The organism is Moorena producens 3L, from assembly GCF_000211815.1.
Lineage (GTDB): Bacteria > Cyanobacteriota > Cyanobacteriia > Cyanobacteriales > Coleofasciculaceae > Moorena > Moorena producens.
Genome location: NZ_GL890952.1, coordinates 1 through 13,997, shown reverse-complemented (window position 1 = coordinate 13,997; position 13,997 = coordinate 1). Strand labels below are relative to the sequence as shown.

The 13,997-nt window shown below is 46.8% G+C and carries 13 protein-coding genes and 1 pseudogene; 5 read left to right on the top strand and 9 right to left on the bottom strand.

The annotated features are described in order from the left end of the window. Window positions 1–3: 3 nt before the first annotated feature. From LYNGBM3L_RS23575 to LYNGBM3L_RS23570, 3 genes are all read right to left on the bottom strand, one after another. On the bottom strand, window positions 4–906 hold the full coding sequence (locus tag LYNGBM3L_RS23575; RefSeq protein ID WP_009149695.1) for a c-type heme family protein: 903 nt from the start codon (window positions 904–906) through the stop codon (window positions 4–6). After that, complete coding sequence (locus LYNGBM3L_RS44180; RefSeq protein WP_154659894.1) at window positions 903–1,040, bottom strand: hypothetical protein; 138 nt, start codon at window positions 1,038–1,040, stop codon at window positions 903–905. The genes LYNGBM3L_RS23575 and LYNGBM3L_RS44180 overlap by 4 nt, the downstream gene beginning before the upstream one ends. Window positions 1,041–1,313: 273 nt before the next feature. After that, entirely contained in the window at window positions 1,314–2,309 is a 996-nt protein-coding gene (locus LYNGBM3L_RS23570) for a helix-turn-helix domain-containing protein (RefSeq protein ID WP_229414667.1), read from the bottom strand. Window positions 2,310–2,489: 180 nt separating this feature from the next. Between LYNGBM3L_RS23570 and LYNGBM3L_RS23565 the strand changes: the two genes are divergently transcribed. Further along, window positions 2,490–2,849 carry a hypothetical protein gene (locus LYNGBM3L_RS23565; protein ID WP_009149689.1) on the top strand — a complete coding sequence of 120 codons (360 nt, stop codon included), beginning with the start codon at window positions 2,490–2,492 and terminating at the stop codon, window positions 2,847–2,849. Window positions 2,850–3,186: 337 nt separating this feature from the next. On the opposite strand, the gene LYNGBM3L_RS23560 is transcribed toward LYNGBM3L_RS23565, so the two are convergent. From LYNGBM3L_RS23560 to LYNGBM3L_RS50550, 4 genes and pseudogenes are all read right to left on the bottom strand, one after another. Then, a complete protein-coding gene (locus tag LYNGBM3L_RS23560; RefSeq protein WP_044494513.1) occupies window positions 3,187–3,861 on the bottom strand; it encodes a DUF4347 domain-containing protein in 675 nt (224 codons plus the stop codon). 241 nt (window positions 3,862–4,102) lie between these two features. Beyond that, entirely contained in the window at window positions 4,103–4,873 is a 771-nt protein-coding gene (locus LYNGBM3L_RS23555) for a hypothetical protein (RefSeq protein ID WP_009149682.1), read from the bottom strand. A 230-nt stretch (window positions 4,874–5,103) separates the two neighbouring features. Next, on the bottom strand, window positions 5,104–5,325 hold the full coding sequence (locus LYNGBM3L_RS38800; protein ID WP_009149679.1) for a hypothetical protein: 222 nt from the start codon (window positions 5,323–5,325) through the stop codon (window positions 5,104–5,106). Then, window positions 5,259–6,196: pseudogene (locus tag LYNGBM3L_RS50550) on the bottom strand (IS630 family transposase). The gene LYNGBM3L_RS38800 and the pseudogene LYNGBM3L_RS50550 overlap by 67 nt, the downstream one beginning before the upstream one ends. Before the next feature lie 171 nt (window positions 6,197–6,367). On the opposite strand from LYNGBM3L_RS50550, the gene LYNGBM3L_RS23540 reads away from it, so the two are divergent. From LYNGBM3L_RS23540 to LYNGBM3L_RS23530, 3 genes are all read left to right on the top strand, one after another. Further along, window positions 6,368–8,827, top strand: coding sequence for an arylsulfatase (locus LYNGBM3L_RS23540; RefSeq protein ID WP_009149674.1), 2,460 nt, complete (start codon window positions 6,368–6,370; stop codon window positions 8,825–8,827). A 106-nt stretch (window positions 8,828–8,933) separates the two neighbouring features. After that, on the top strand, window positions 8,934–9,092 hold the full coding sequence (locus LYNGBM3L_RS44170) for a hypothetical protein (protein ID WP_154659893.1): 159 nt from the start codon (window positions 8,934–8,936) through the stop codon (window positions 9,090–9,092). Window positions 9,093–9,479: 387 nt separating this feature from the next. Next, a complete protein-coding gene (locus tag LYNGBM3L_RS23530; RefSeq protein WP_009149670.1) occupies window positions 9,480–10,523 on the top strand; it encodes a formylglycine-generating enzyme family protein in 1,044 nt (347 codons plus the stop codon). Window positions 10,524–10,782: 259 nt separating this feature from the next. Here LYNGBM3L_RS23530 and petJ read toward each other — a convergent pair whose 3' ends face one another. Then, complete coding sequence (gene petJ, locus LYNGBM3L_RS23525; protein WP_009149668.1) at window positions 10,783–11,118, bottom strand: cytochrome c6 PetJ; 336 nt, start codon at window positions 11,116–11,118, stop codon at window positions 10,783–10,785. A 160-nt stretch (window positions 11,119–11,278) separates the two neighbouring features. Beyond that, on the bottom strand, window positions 11,279–11,644 hold the full coding sequence (petE, locus tag LYNGBM3L_RS23520; protein ID WP_009149666.1) for a plastocyanin: 366 nt from the start codon (window positions 11,642–11,644) through the stop codon (window positions 11,279–11,281). Window positions 11,645–12,286: 642 nt separating this feature from the next. Here petE and LYNGBM3L_RS23515 point away from each other — a divergent pair. Beyond that, window positions 12,287–13,846: an FAD-dependent monooxygenase family protein gene (locus tag LYNGBM3L_RS23515; protein ID WP_009149664.1), complete on the top strand. Its 1,560-nt coding sequence runs from the start codon at window positions 12,287–12,289 to the stop codon at window positions 13,844–13,846. The last annotated feature ends 151 nt before the right edge of the window (window positions 13,847–13,997 follow it).

Here is a 13,997-nt window from a genome sequence, read left to right as displayed (position 1 = left end):
GTTTTAGGGGATATCGTCAGAATGACTTGATGGTAAGTTGCAGTTTGAAAGCGCTTTACTCAAGCTGATTAGCAATCTATTGATGGATTGGCTGAGCTTGCCAATTTCATCAGAGCGACCATCTGGTAATTGCGAACCTTCTACCTTTCTGAGGCTGATTTCCTCCACCAAGTGAGCAATGCTGTTGAGGGGATTAACTACCCAGCGCCTGACGATTAGACTGACTGTGGTGTAAGCGATTAAGAAAATGCTGGCTAGCAGCAATAAGAATGAAAAAATAGCCTGTCGCGCTTGTTTCTCCGGCATTGACGTAGGCACAGAGAGCAACCTGATCCCAACAATCTCATTGAGCTTCCAATCAAAGCCCCTGGCATCACCATAGGTTTTAATCAACGCTGGGGGAGCATCTTCTGGCTTGCCGTGACATTGCAAACAGCTTTGGGACTTAATCTGGATCGGTTGGGCAACGTACACACTTTTGAGTCCTTGCTTGGTAGAGCGCTGCCCAATAATTTCCTTGAGATTGGGGTGAGTGATAAATTCTCTAATCAGCTCAACTTGCCATCCCTCAGCCAGATCTTTGAGGTTGGTGGGGTTAAGCGCCCGCTCAGCATAGGTATAGCCTTCATAGTCCTGGTTCAGACCCTTGAACAATTGTTGGGCGGCATAGGAGGGGACAGTTTGGGGAAGGAACTCTTCTGTTTCCAGTTCTCGCAGCAACGGTCGAACTTGATCAGTAGTGTAGTCCCTAGCCGCCACTGCTGTACTCAACAGCACTTCCGCAGTATGAACAACTTCCTTACGAGCATTTTGTTGCTCTACAGCATAGGTGATCAACCCAGCTATGATCCAGCCGCATAAGAAAATGACTAGTATGACTAATTCCAGTCTTGTTTGTAGTTTCATCCTTCAAAGTATAGGAAAGGGAGCAGGGAGCAGGGAGCAGGGAGCAGGGAGCAGGGAATCGGGAATCGGGAGTCGGGAGTCGGGAGTCGGGAGTCGGGAGTCGGGAGTTGGGAGTAGATCAGAAAAATTTTCACAATTCCTAAACGGATTGCTATAGTCAATTTTTCGGTGTTTATCCCGTTAGTCCTGTTTATCGTTATTTTAGTTAAAGTTAAGCCTATAGACTTCAGTAATTTCTCTAATATGTTGATTAATATAGTGGTTTTTACTTGGGTGGTTTACACAATTTTTGTATTTTAATAATTTAGAATGCGCAAAATTATATATTCCCTGTTTTTTGTTCCCTGCTCCCTGCTCCCTAAAACCCAAGAATTTGTACCTGACTGAATTGCAAACCGCTGTATTTATCAATCGATACCCAAGCTAACTTTTGCAGTGTTTCGCAATGTCTCTGAAGGTAACTCCCCAAACATAGCTTTGTAATCTCTAGTAAAATGACAAGGACTGTAGAACCCAAATTCACTAGCAAGGATGGCTATGGTACAACGTTCTGGTTCGCTTTCCTTCAAGCGTTCTCGCACTGCATTAAGTCGTCGTACCTTGAGATAGCGCATGGGACTTAAGCCAAATAAGTCCCGAAAACCATAAGATAAGGCAGAACTGCTCGATTCTAAATCTTCAGCAAGCTGTTTTAAAGTCAAAGGTTTTCCCATATTGGCTAACATATGTTGTTCGGCGCGGACAATAAGCTGCGATCGCCGCGAAGGTTTGAGAAACGCCTTGGCATTTCGTTTAATGGGAATTTGACCGATTAACAAAGGCAGGAAATCATCGATAACGAGTTGTTCGATATGAGGTTGATATAACCAAGTCGGTTGATATACTGCTAACCAAATCAATTGTTTCAAGTAATCTTTAATTTCTCGCATTCCAGTGGGTAGCAAATTGACATGATTTTTACTCCGGAAGCGATCGCCTAAATCGTGGGGTTGGAGGCGATCGGCATAAGTATTAAAAGTTTGAACGGGGATGACAATCTGTGTCACGGTTACACCGTGACGAAAAGAGTAATATTCCTTTTCCTTCTCAGACCAAAGTATCGCAAAAGATATATATTCTTTTGTGCCATCACCTGAAAATTGAACGCCTTGGTTTGCTTGATTGTACACAAAATGGAAATCACTCATCTGAATTGATAAAAACTCGGCCTGAAGAGAGCCGGGAGTGAGTTGTATTATTTCCTTCCCTTGATAGTCAAAAAACTCTTTGAAACCATCCAAATCTGTAAAGGATTTGGAGACAATCTTGCGATCGCTCGTCTCGATATTGGTTCGATCTCGGGCAACTTTGCGATCGCTGACATCCATCAACACACTCCTTTGTACGGCATTCTGCCAAAACAAAACAATAAATCTTATTATAAGTGGTATTTATGATTTTAAAAAACTGGTTTTTTAATTTCTATAGCTTAAAAAGTGGGAATTTTTGTCTATTTCCAGAGATAGCTTACCCCTAAACTGATCTTGAAATCTCCGGACAACAACCCGAGATTTTACATTTGTTTTTGTGAGACTTTATTATTGATGTTTTGTAACGGTTTTTTAAACCGAATTTTGAAAGGAGTAGTGGCGATCGCGATCGCTCTCCCTCTCTTGTTGAGTATCGCCGTCTCCCCCGGGTTAACCGAAGATCTGCCCCTTCCAGACCCCGAGTTTAACGGCACCATCGAAGAAACTTACGACAAATCAGAGGCAGATTACAATACCCTCCTTGGACCTCAGACCCCTGAAGATGCACCCAACATCCTACTGGTAGGGATTGCCTATAATACCTTTCACACTACTGCCATAATATCGATAAAACGTCGGATTCGATCACTATTATGGCCCACTTACATCATCAGACGATTACACTTCCTTTCGGGAACGTTGGAGAAATCCTGACATCTTGAATGATCCAACGCGACTAGCATGGGCTGAAGGGTCTGAGGAATTGGCAATAGTAGAAGGCGAGATAGGTGAAGAAGGGGAGTAGACATAGAGGTGCTTTGGGGTTGTGGAAGACTTCAAGCATCTCATCTATTCCCTGTTTAGCAAACCTCTCCTGACTCGTGAAGATATAGTGCAATTGACCTAAAAAGTTTTCTGCACCACTAAGCTCCAACAGTCTCAAATCGAACTTCAGTGAGGAACAATTCAGGTCAGCGATGGGCCAAAATCTTTCGGGCAAGCCAAAGCGATCGCCTGCCCATCAGCTGCATTGAACTCTGAGACCACACCACTACTTCTTAGGCACACATAGTTTTGGAGTCAGGGTTTTCATCAAAGTTCTATCAACTGTAACCTGATTGCCCTTCTTAGCTGCGATCACAGAACTTTGCTGCCACAATGTATTCCCTTCAACAGAACAAACTGAACTCCCTGTTCCATAGTTAGCACTTAAACCAATACATTTTGTATTGGCAAATACCATGGCATTAGCAGAGCTAAATTCGGTAGACAACTCTTTGACTAAACTGAGACCTGCCGCACCCTGTCCGGTCTCACACCCGGAAAGGATTACATAGCCATCTGCATCCAGAGAACTTTTCATTGTGGCTAGCTCAGACCTCACATCACCCAGCTTTCCATTCTGGAGATCTTTTCCCTTCTGGTATACGGATGAAGTGCCACTACCTAATCCAATGAGTCCAGGACTTCCATGACCAGCCAGGATGAGAGGATTAAGAGACCCTACTCCAGGCTTTGATGCCAATGCCACGGCGGCTTGAGCGGCTTCCGCTACTGAGTTTATCCCCTGGCTATCAGACGCTTTAACAGCAGTTGCGGCCAACTTCGAATCATTTTTGTCATACACTAGGCCACTTCCAACAGCCATAGCAGCACCGACATGGAAATTAAAAACAATAGCTATGGCCAGCATTGTAGTGACAATACTAGAAAGTAAACGTTTCATCTTGCCTCCTTGGGCACGTTATTACTTGCTTGAACTGAGATCAGAAAGTATTTTGGTGAATTTGAAGTCTAGCTATTCATTACTTGAACGCCAGAACTGCTAGATTATGCCCATAAGCCACACGATGCTTTGCCAATGCCTTCTTGCAAAGGACGATCGCATAACGGGCGATCGCCCGTTATGCGATCGCAACCAGCAAATTATGAGGATGGGAGGGAAACATATGGTTCGGGTTTTGGGGTCACCGACAGTTCTCATTGCCGCTCGTGCCCCGCTGTATCCCGGTCACTGGGTTGACATTGCTGCCCCAATCCACTGCAATGTCAGTGGCACAGGAACAATTTTGCTGTCCAGCACTCCCACGGACGAAAGAAATGAAACGAAATCTCCAAGTTGCATTTTCTGTCTGATTATCCTTGGTTTGGTCAGGATTATCCCACCACTCTGAACCCGTGTTTGACTGGCTAGAAATCACAGTTGTTGCACCTCCTTCATAGTTGTCACCACCGAAAAACTGCCTTGTCGTCCCCTGGTAGATCTGACCAACACGCGGGTATGATTGACTGGCATTGTTATTGATTCGTAGATCAAGCCCCCCTATGGTCTGATTGCCAGTCAATGTCGTCGGATTAATCTTTGGGTAGGTAATCGGCATATTGCTGGTAATTGTCTCCTGTAGGATCTGGCCAGGGATGCAGTCTGAAGCCGTACTTCCAGGAGCATAGGTGGCAGCAACCTTAAAACCAGTGCCTTGTGATAAAGGGTCGAACGTATTTGCGCCTGTTGGGCAGTTATAGACGTATGTATTACTTGGACAAGCTGTTCCAGTTCCGCCATTAGACCGAGTACATTCGCTAAAATTCAACGTGTTGTTAGAGCAAATATTAACCCCAGTTCCCCCAAATGCCACCGCCATATTAGTGCAACTACATATTGCCAGTGCGGCCTCATTGGCAAACAAGCAAAAGCTAGTCACAAGAGTGACCAGTAGAGTAATTAACAGTCTTTTCATTGAAATCTCCAAAAAATTAGTAGAAGAGCACGAGTGGGGATTCGGGCTTATCCGAGCAGTATTGCCATGGGGCCTTTTGATCCCTGGCCCACCGGTCACGGCTTCGACTCAAGCAATGGGCGTATGCAATACCCCCCTAAAGTTTCTATCATACATTACAGGCGTACACCTATCCTATTACTGAAATATAATAAGTAGTCCCAGAGAAAAAAAGAGATGTTTGTAAAGGATTATTTCACACCTCGCAGGTTGACATAATCAACCTGATGTCCGTTGCGCTCTCCTCGAGCCTCAAGTCCTACAGTCACGTGGTACGCTAATTCCGACTCCGATTCAAACATCTGACCGACCAATTGATCGCGATCCGCGATGCTCCCACTCCAACTCAATGGGGTTCCGGAACGGAACAGTAAGGTGGCAAAAAGAATAAGTAAAGTCCCATCGCTTCCCATTGGGGAAGTTTCTCTTTCACAGCTTTACTTGTATGAATCGAGCCGAAGCACGAGGGTGATCACACGGATTCGACCGGTGCGTTGGTAAATTGCACCAGCCACTTGGGCTTGTTCGTGCATCAGGCAAGATGAAGTCTTCGCTATCCTGCCTCCCCAACACCAAACTGCACACAAATGTCACCAACGGTTGCCACAGACCCAAAAGGCTCAATCGTTTCCCCCGTTTTTTCGTCTGTTCTTGCCGCTTCTGCTCTCCTTTAAAGTAATAGCTGTAGCTGGCGGCACTCCACAAACAGCATCCCGATTCGTCGGCGTAAAGCAAGTCAATCTCTCCAGCAGCAGCCGCCAGTTCAAGGATTTCCAGGTCGTTTTGCGTGAGCCACCGCTTCTGTGGATCTTGCCGTTTTTGATGACTCACTCGCGTCCGCTTCCAAATCACCCCCTTTTTTTGAGGATCTGACGTAGATACTCAGGACTGAGGTCAACTTGTCGTTCCCGACAGAGTTTTTCGGCGAGTTGAACGCTGTTGTAGGTTCTCGGGTCAATTCTTAGACAGTCTTCTAGGTATTCGATGTCCCCTTCGCTCCATCTTCTTTGTCGCCCTCGTCCTGATGCCTCCCATAGTCATGCCCTACCTTTTGTTTTCCAGGCGTTTAGTGTCTTCCTAACCGTTTTAGCTGTCGAGTGCAGGTGAGTGGCGATCTGTTCGACATAAAGCGCCTTGATGACTTAAACGAACTGCTTCTGCTCGATCGCGTAGCGTGGCCTACGGCCAATCTTTGACTCGTTGACTTACGGTGGTAGCCCTCCTCAATTCCCAGAGCGTTCTTTCTTCTTCTTGGGTGAGAAACACTCTCAGTCTGGCTCCCATACCTCTGACTCCTTTCTTCGGCAACACTTTATAATTTGTAACATACATCCTTTTTTTTTGCACGACCTACTTAGCAAAAAATAACCATAACCACAACCAACACTCATATTTCTAAGAGCAAGCGATCGCCTCTTCCCTTCGTGTACTTTGTGCCTTTGTGGTAAAAATGCCTTGGAGCCCGGTCGCCTTGTTTCTTCAGACGCGATCGCTCTCTTTTTGAGTATCGCCGTCCCCCCTGGGTTGGCCCAAGACCTACCCCTCCCAGACCCTACCTTTAACGGCCAGATCGAAGAAACCTACGACCAATCAGAGGCAGATGATGCTATTCTCATGAGCCCTCAACCCCCTGAAGGCGCACCTAACATCCTGCTGGTGCTACTAGATGATGTCGGCTTTGGCGCATCAGAAGCCTTTGGAGGGCCGATTGTCACCCCTACCCTCGACAAATTGGTAGAGAATGGCTTGAGCTACAACCGCTTCCATACCACCTCCCTCTGTTCTCCCACCCGCGCTGCCTTGTTAACCGGTCGCAACTCCCATTCTGCAGCCTCTGGTAGCATTCAAGAAATGGCAACGGGGTTTCCAGGTTATACCGGACTCATTCCTCAGAGCACGGCAACGGTTGCCCAAATTTTGCAGGCTCACGGCTATAGCACGAGTTGGTTTGGTAAAAACCATAACGTCCCCGATAACCAAACATGCTGGTTTGGTCCCTTCACGCGCTGGCCTAACGATCTCGGTTTCGACTATTTCTACGGCTTTATTGGGGGCGAAACGGATCAGTGGTATCCCACCTTGTATGAAAACCGCAATCCCATCAATCAACCCGCCTCTCCTGAAGAGGGTTACAACCTGAACCACGATCTAGCCGATCAGGCCATTAGCTGGCTGCGCTATAATCGCTCTTTGTCTCCAGACACCCCCTTCTTTCTCTATTTCTCCCCCGGAGCGACCCATGCTCCCCACCAGCCTCCAGCCTCTTATGTTGATAAGTACAAAGCTGGGGGAGAACATGCCATTGCAGCAGGATCGCCTAATGGTATGTTTGTTGATGGCTGGGATGTGGAACAGGCCGCCATCTGTGCGAATCAGAAAGCACAAGGTGTGATTCCTGCCGATGCCAAATGTACGGAGCGACCCGCAGCAATTCCTGCTTGGGATGACCCTCAGTTCGATCTTGAAGGAGCCAGGGACTTGCTTGCCTTGCAAATGCAAACCTATGCGGGCTTCTTGGAATATACAGATGAGGAAGTCGGTCGGGTGATCGATGCCATTGATGAATTGGGTGAAAAAGATAACACCCTAATTATCTACATCGTTGGTGATAATGGCGCCAGTGCAGAAGGGGGTATTCCAGGCACCTGTAATGAAATTGCGAACTTGGGCGGCGCTCCCTTGACGATGGAAGATAACTTGAAGTGCAAAGACATTTGGGGTGGCCCCGAAACGTCGCCTCACTTTGCCATTGGTTGGTCTTGGGCTACGGATAGTCCTTTTCGTTGGACCAAACAGGTTGCCTCGTACTTTGGTGGCACTCGCAATCCGATGGTGATTTCTTGGCCCGATGGCATCCAAGCCACAGGAGACCGAAACCTAGATTTGCGGGATCAGTTTCTCCATGTTATCGATGTTACCCCAACGATCTTGGATATAGTTGGCATTCAACCTCCCAATAAGTTTAATGGCATCGGCCAAAAACCCCTCGAAGGAGCGAGCTTTGCCAATACTTTCGGGAAGGATGGGGCAAGTCAACCCGCGCCTCGGGACACCCAGTATTTCGAGATGTTTGCCCATCGTGGGGTTTACAATGATGGTTGGATGGCATCAGCATTCCACCGAATTCCTTGGATTACCACTGGCTCGAGTCCGATCGATGAAGACAAATGGGAATTGTTCAATCTGGACGCAGACTTTACCCAGCATGACGATCTCTCAGCCCAGAATCCAGACAAATTAGCAGAACTGCAGGCTCTATTTGATAGCGAAGCAGACAAATACGGTGTCTTGCCTATTGACGATCGCTTTACCGAGCGCTACTTGGTCGAACGTCCCACTGTTTTGGGCGATCGCACCTACTTCGAGTTTTATCCAGGAGCCATCCATCTGCCTGCCGCCTCTGCTCCTAATGTTGCTAACACCTCCTACCGTATTACCGCAGATCTAAATATTAGCGATGCGGAAACCGTTCAAGGCGTTATTTTGGCCAATGGAGGCACTGCTGGAGGTTATAGTCTCTATGTCACTCCAGACCATGATCTGGTCTATGAGTATAACTATGTCGATGTTGAGCGAACCCTTCTTACTGATCTCACTCCACTATCGAGTGGATCGACTCGCGTTAAGGTTGAATTTGTCTACGACGGCAATACCTGCTCCGCAGGATTTGGCTGTGGTGGCAGGGCTTTTCTCTATGTCAACGATATGACAACTCCGGTGGATTGCAGCCGAATTGAGGCAACATTTCCGGGGCGATTTGGGGTAGATACTCAGGATGTGGGAATGGATCTACAGGCTCCAGTCAGTGACACCTACAAACCTCCCTTTGAATTTACGGGAGGTGAGATTGAGAAGGTGACAATCGATATCGATCCATCATTTAACGAGACTCCCATATGTTCGGAATTGTTCTAGCATCGAGTTCTGCGATCTCCCCTCCACCGACCATCCCAAAACGATTCATATCTTGTTTTGGGATGCGGTCTGAATTTTGTCAACCCTTTTTTGTAAGACTTTACTCATGTTTTTCAACGGTTTTTTGCACCGAATATGGAGAGCGATCGCCGCGATCGCGATCGCCCTCTCCTTTTTCCTCAATACTGCTGTGTTGCCAGCAATGGCCCAGCAGATCTTACCCCATCCCGACCCCATTTTCACGGGCAAAATCGGTCTGACTTAGGAAGACTCGGAATCCGAAAAGGCAGACCTGAAATTACCCTCTACCTTCGGTATTGAAAATGCCCCCAATATCCTTGTGGTGATGTTGGATGACGTGGGCTACGGTCAGATGTCAACCTTTGAAGAGTCCGTAGAGGCATCCTGCGGGCAGCCCTTCCGTCTTAATCCCATTCCGTTCTACCATTAACCCATGCAAAATATCAGGATTGCAGGCACAATTCGAGTATTGATTTAAGGTCGGAATAGGAGTACATACCCGAGTACCGAACTTTTAGCAGGGTGGGCATTGCCCACCCTTATTCATCTCATCGCCCGAACTAAAACGAAACGGTTCAACCGCTCTGCGATCGCCCCGACCCCCCTCTTAGATTACTGTTCTTGAATGTCCATGTTTTTCTCCTTGCTTCAGAAGAATTTAACTCGTGATCTTGTTGGCATTTTGCTGGCGGTCTCCCTCCTTTTCCTTTTCCCAACCGTCTTCACTTCGTCACCTTTGGCTTTTGCCGATTCTCCCTGTCCTGAAGGTATGGTGTTGATCCCTGGGGGAACCTTTATGATCGGCTCCGACACCTACTATCCTTCAGAGCGTTCTGCTGTTGATGTGACCGTGGATAGTTTTTGCATCGATCGCCACGAAGTTACCAACGCCGACTATCAAGCATTTGTCCAAGCTACAGGCTACGTCACCGTTGCCGAACGTCCCCTGGCCAAAGACCAATTCCCTGGCTTAACCGAAGCGCAACGACAGCCCGGTTCCCTGGTGTTTCAGCCCCCTGCACCGGGTATCCAACAAGTAGCTTATTTAAGCTGGTGGGATTGGGTCGTTGGTGCTAATTGGCAACATCCCTACGGACCCGACAGCACCATTGAAGGTTTTGACAAGTACCCTGTTGTTCACATTGCCTATGAAGATGCGGTTGCCTATGCCGATTGGGTGGGTAAAACGCTCCCCACCGAAGCCCAATGGGAATATGCAGCACGGGGTGGTCTTGACACTGACACCTCGATCCCTGGTGAACAATATGCCCCTCACAAAGCCAACACCTGGCAAGGCTTCTTCCCCTTCTTCAACACCAAAGCCGATGGCTATCTCGGTCCTGCCCCGGTCGAATCCTTCTCTCCCAATGGTTACGGTCTTTACGATATGCTGGGCAACGTTTGGGAATTAACCGCAGATTGGTATCGTGTGGGTCATAGGGGGAAAGATCGCAGCCTCAATCCATTGGGACCGGATCAAGGCAGTAGTTTCGATCCGGAAAAGCCTGATCAAGGGGCACTCCATGTGATTAAAGGCGGATCTTTCCTCTGCGCCCGAAATTATTGCAGCCGTTATCGTCCTGAAGCACGAGAGTCCCAAGCTCCTGATACAGGAACCAATCATGTGGGTTTTCGTTTAGTAGCGATGCCTTGGCACGATGAAGGTTCGGGCTAAAATCCTTGGCAAGACAGAGGGGCGCAGACCGCGCGATCGACATCCTTCTGTCTATCCCAAAGTTAGGGCTGACTGCTGTTCGCGTAGCGTGCTCATAGCACATATGCTTACCTTAATTAATTTTTAAACAGCTATGGCTGGTGCGTTACGGCGCTCCTGGCGTCAACTCTACACTGTTGGTAGTTGATTACACCGCACCTAACGCACCCTACGGGATGATTGATTAATAACTGGTTAATAACTGGTCACTGAATGCAGCCTACCAGCCTTTATCAGCCTGTTGTAAAACATAAGCAGCTACATCTTCAATTTGGTCGGGTTTTAAACGACCACCAAAGCGAGGCATAGCTCCTTTGCCGTTTGTGACTTGTTTGATGATAGCTGCAGCAGAATACATCCCAAATTTCTCCAGGGCCTCCTTCTTCAGATTTTTCATGGGTATGACTCTGTTTACACCGCCCTGATGACAAGCATTGCAGTTAGCGTTAAATACCATTTTCCCTTTAGCCGCATCACCAGCAGCTAAAGCGGAATCAGGGAAGCTCAAGGTTATTAAAGCGAAAACTAGCAGAATCGCAATTAGTATTTTTTTCAAAGTGTTTCTCCTCTCAATATGGCGTTGAGCCAGATATTAGCGTTCACTAAGAGGAGGAACTGTGTCAAATGACAGGCTGTCAAACTTATAACAAAAGTTAACAAAATAAGGTGGGCATTGCCCACTTTATCCCTAGAGATATACGGCTTAATTGATGCAACTATTGCACAACAACTGTGCCAGTCATACCTGCACCACGGTGGGGTCCGCAGAAATAGCTGTAAGTTCCAATCTTATCAAATGTGGCTGTAAACGATTCACCTGGTTTGTAGGTAAGCTTTTTGTGAGATTTGTCTGCTCCAGCTCCTTGGAAGATTACGTTGTGAGGAAACATCTTCTTGTTAACCCACTTAACGGTATCTCCAGGATGAATTTCAACTTTCTTAGGAACAAATTGCATAGGAGAACCTTTAGTCGAACCCATGTCCACTTCTACAGTAGCTGCAGTAGCAGGTGCTACGGACAGAGCAAAGGTGGCGATGGCTAGTAAGATGCTAGCAAGAACTAAACCTAGTTTTTTGAACATTTTCTTGATTCACTTGCCGCTGAATACCCCATCCCAGTTTGAGCGGGGAGGAAGCCGGGCGGCGGATACAGCTCCCTTTGGCTAAACGAGCGATTGAGCAAGGCAACAGGGGGAAACCCCCATTCGCGCTTTGCATCAAAACCATGACGAATATTTGGTCGTGGTAACTATATTTAATATTCAAGTATGACAACTTGTCAAACTTTTTTTTGGGAATAGTGATTTTGTTAAAAATCTCAACATGGCTATGGTCTTAAGCTGTAGAGCAAAGGGAACAGGGAACAGGGAACAGGGAATAGTGGGAAGAGGTGGAAGAGGTTCAAGCACGAGGCTCAGAGCTTCGACCGCGAGGCTAACAGGCTCATTCACCAGGCTCACAGGCTGATGCGATCGCACTTGCCTAAATTACCGTATCTTTAATGCCAGCTATTGAGACGCCATCGGGATGAATGGTTGCCTGTTCAAGGTTTGGATAGGGATTCGTGTAGGAATTGTGATAATTTTTGTTCCCTGTTCCGGTGATCCTCTGTTCCCTGTTCCCAGATCCGCTGTTCCCTTTAAAACAAAATACTGTGTCCTAAACTATACTTGCCTTGCTATAAAACAAAGGAAGTCTTAGCATCTAACTATCAAGCAACATCCATGAGTCAAACCGAACAAATCCTATCCCAGTTACCTGGTGATGTTCTCGGACGCCTGCGCAGTGCTGACAAAGTCTGGAAAGCCTTACGAGAGGGTACAACTCCAATCCCAGAGGTGATTACAGAAACCGAAGAGGAATTAGGCACCCTAGACTTGGATGTAGTAATCTGTGGCGGTACCTTGGGAATTCTGATTGGTGCTGCTCTACAACAGCGAGGCTGGCGAGTTGCCGTAGTTGAACGGGGGGTTTTGCGGGGTAGAGACCAAGAGTGGAATATCTCTCGCCAAGAACTGGAAGTATTCCTGGAACTTGAGTTACTCTCAACGGCGGAATTAGAAAATGCGATCGCATCCGAGTATAACCCAGCTCGGATCAGTTTTTTCGAGGGTCCTGATTTCTTGGTAAACGACGTACTCAACATTGGTGTTGACCCAGTCTTTCTGCTCGATACCCTCAAAGCCAAATTTTTAGCTGCTGGCGGTAAGCTCTTTGAAAAGACATCCTTTACACAAGCAACCATTCATCCCGATGGCGTCTCAATCGGCTTGAAGGTTGACCAGTTGGAGGATACCCAAGTTAAAGCTCGCTTACTGATCGATGCCATGGGACATTTTTCCCCAATTGTTAAGCAAGTCAGGCAAGGTCAGAAACCAGAAGGAGTTTGTTTAGTGGTTGGTAGCTGTGCTCAAGGCTATCCTAAAAATGACATGGGGGATTTGATTGTATCCTTCACTCCTATCCAAAATCAATGTCAATATTTCTGGGAAGCATTTCCAGCCCGGGATGGTAGAACAACCTATTTATTTACCTACTTAGATGCTAATCCCGAACGTCCTAGTTTAGAATTTTTATGTGACGAATACTTCCGTCTCTTACCAGAATACCAGGGAGTAGAGTTAGCCCAACTTGATTTTAAACGAGTACTATTTGGCTTTTTTCCTTCCTATCAAAAAAGTCCCCTAAGAATGCCTTGGAATCGGATTTTACCCATAGGCGATAGCAGTGGTGGGCAATCACCAGTCAGTTTTGGTGGATTTGGTTCCATGGTCAGACATTTAAAGCGTCTAAGTAACGGTATTCATGAAGCCTTGGAGTATGATTTGCTAGACCGCAATGCTTTAGCCCAACTACAACCCTATCAGCCTAATATTGGCGTAACGTGGATGTTTCAACGGACGATGAGTGTTGGCATCAAGCAACAACTAGCACCAAATCAAATTAATCAATTACTCACTGGTGTATTCCAAGCCATGGCAAACCTAGGAGATGATGTGCTTAAGCCCTTCCTCCAAGATGTAGTGAAGTTTTCAGGATTATCTAAAACCCTATTTGTGACATCATTAACTAAACCAGCATTAGTCGTGCCAGTGATTCCTCAAGTAGGATTAACCATGCTATTGGATTGGATGCTTCATTATAGTAATTTAGCGGTTTACAGTAGTTTGTATCCAGTAGGTAAATTAATCAGTGGCATGTTGAATACTTTGCCACCGAAACCAAAATATTATTTCCACCGTTGGCTAGAAGCATGGCGCTATGGGTCTGGGGGTGATTATTAATTTAGGGAGCTATCAGCTATCAGCTATCAGCTATCAGCTATCAGCTATCAGCTATCAGCTATCAGCTATCAGCTATCAGCTATCAGCTATCAGCTATCAGCTATCAGCTATCAGCTATCAGCTAAGGCTAAGGACTGAGGGCTGACCGCTG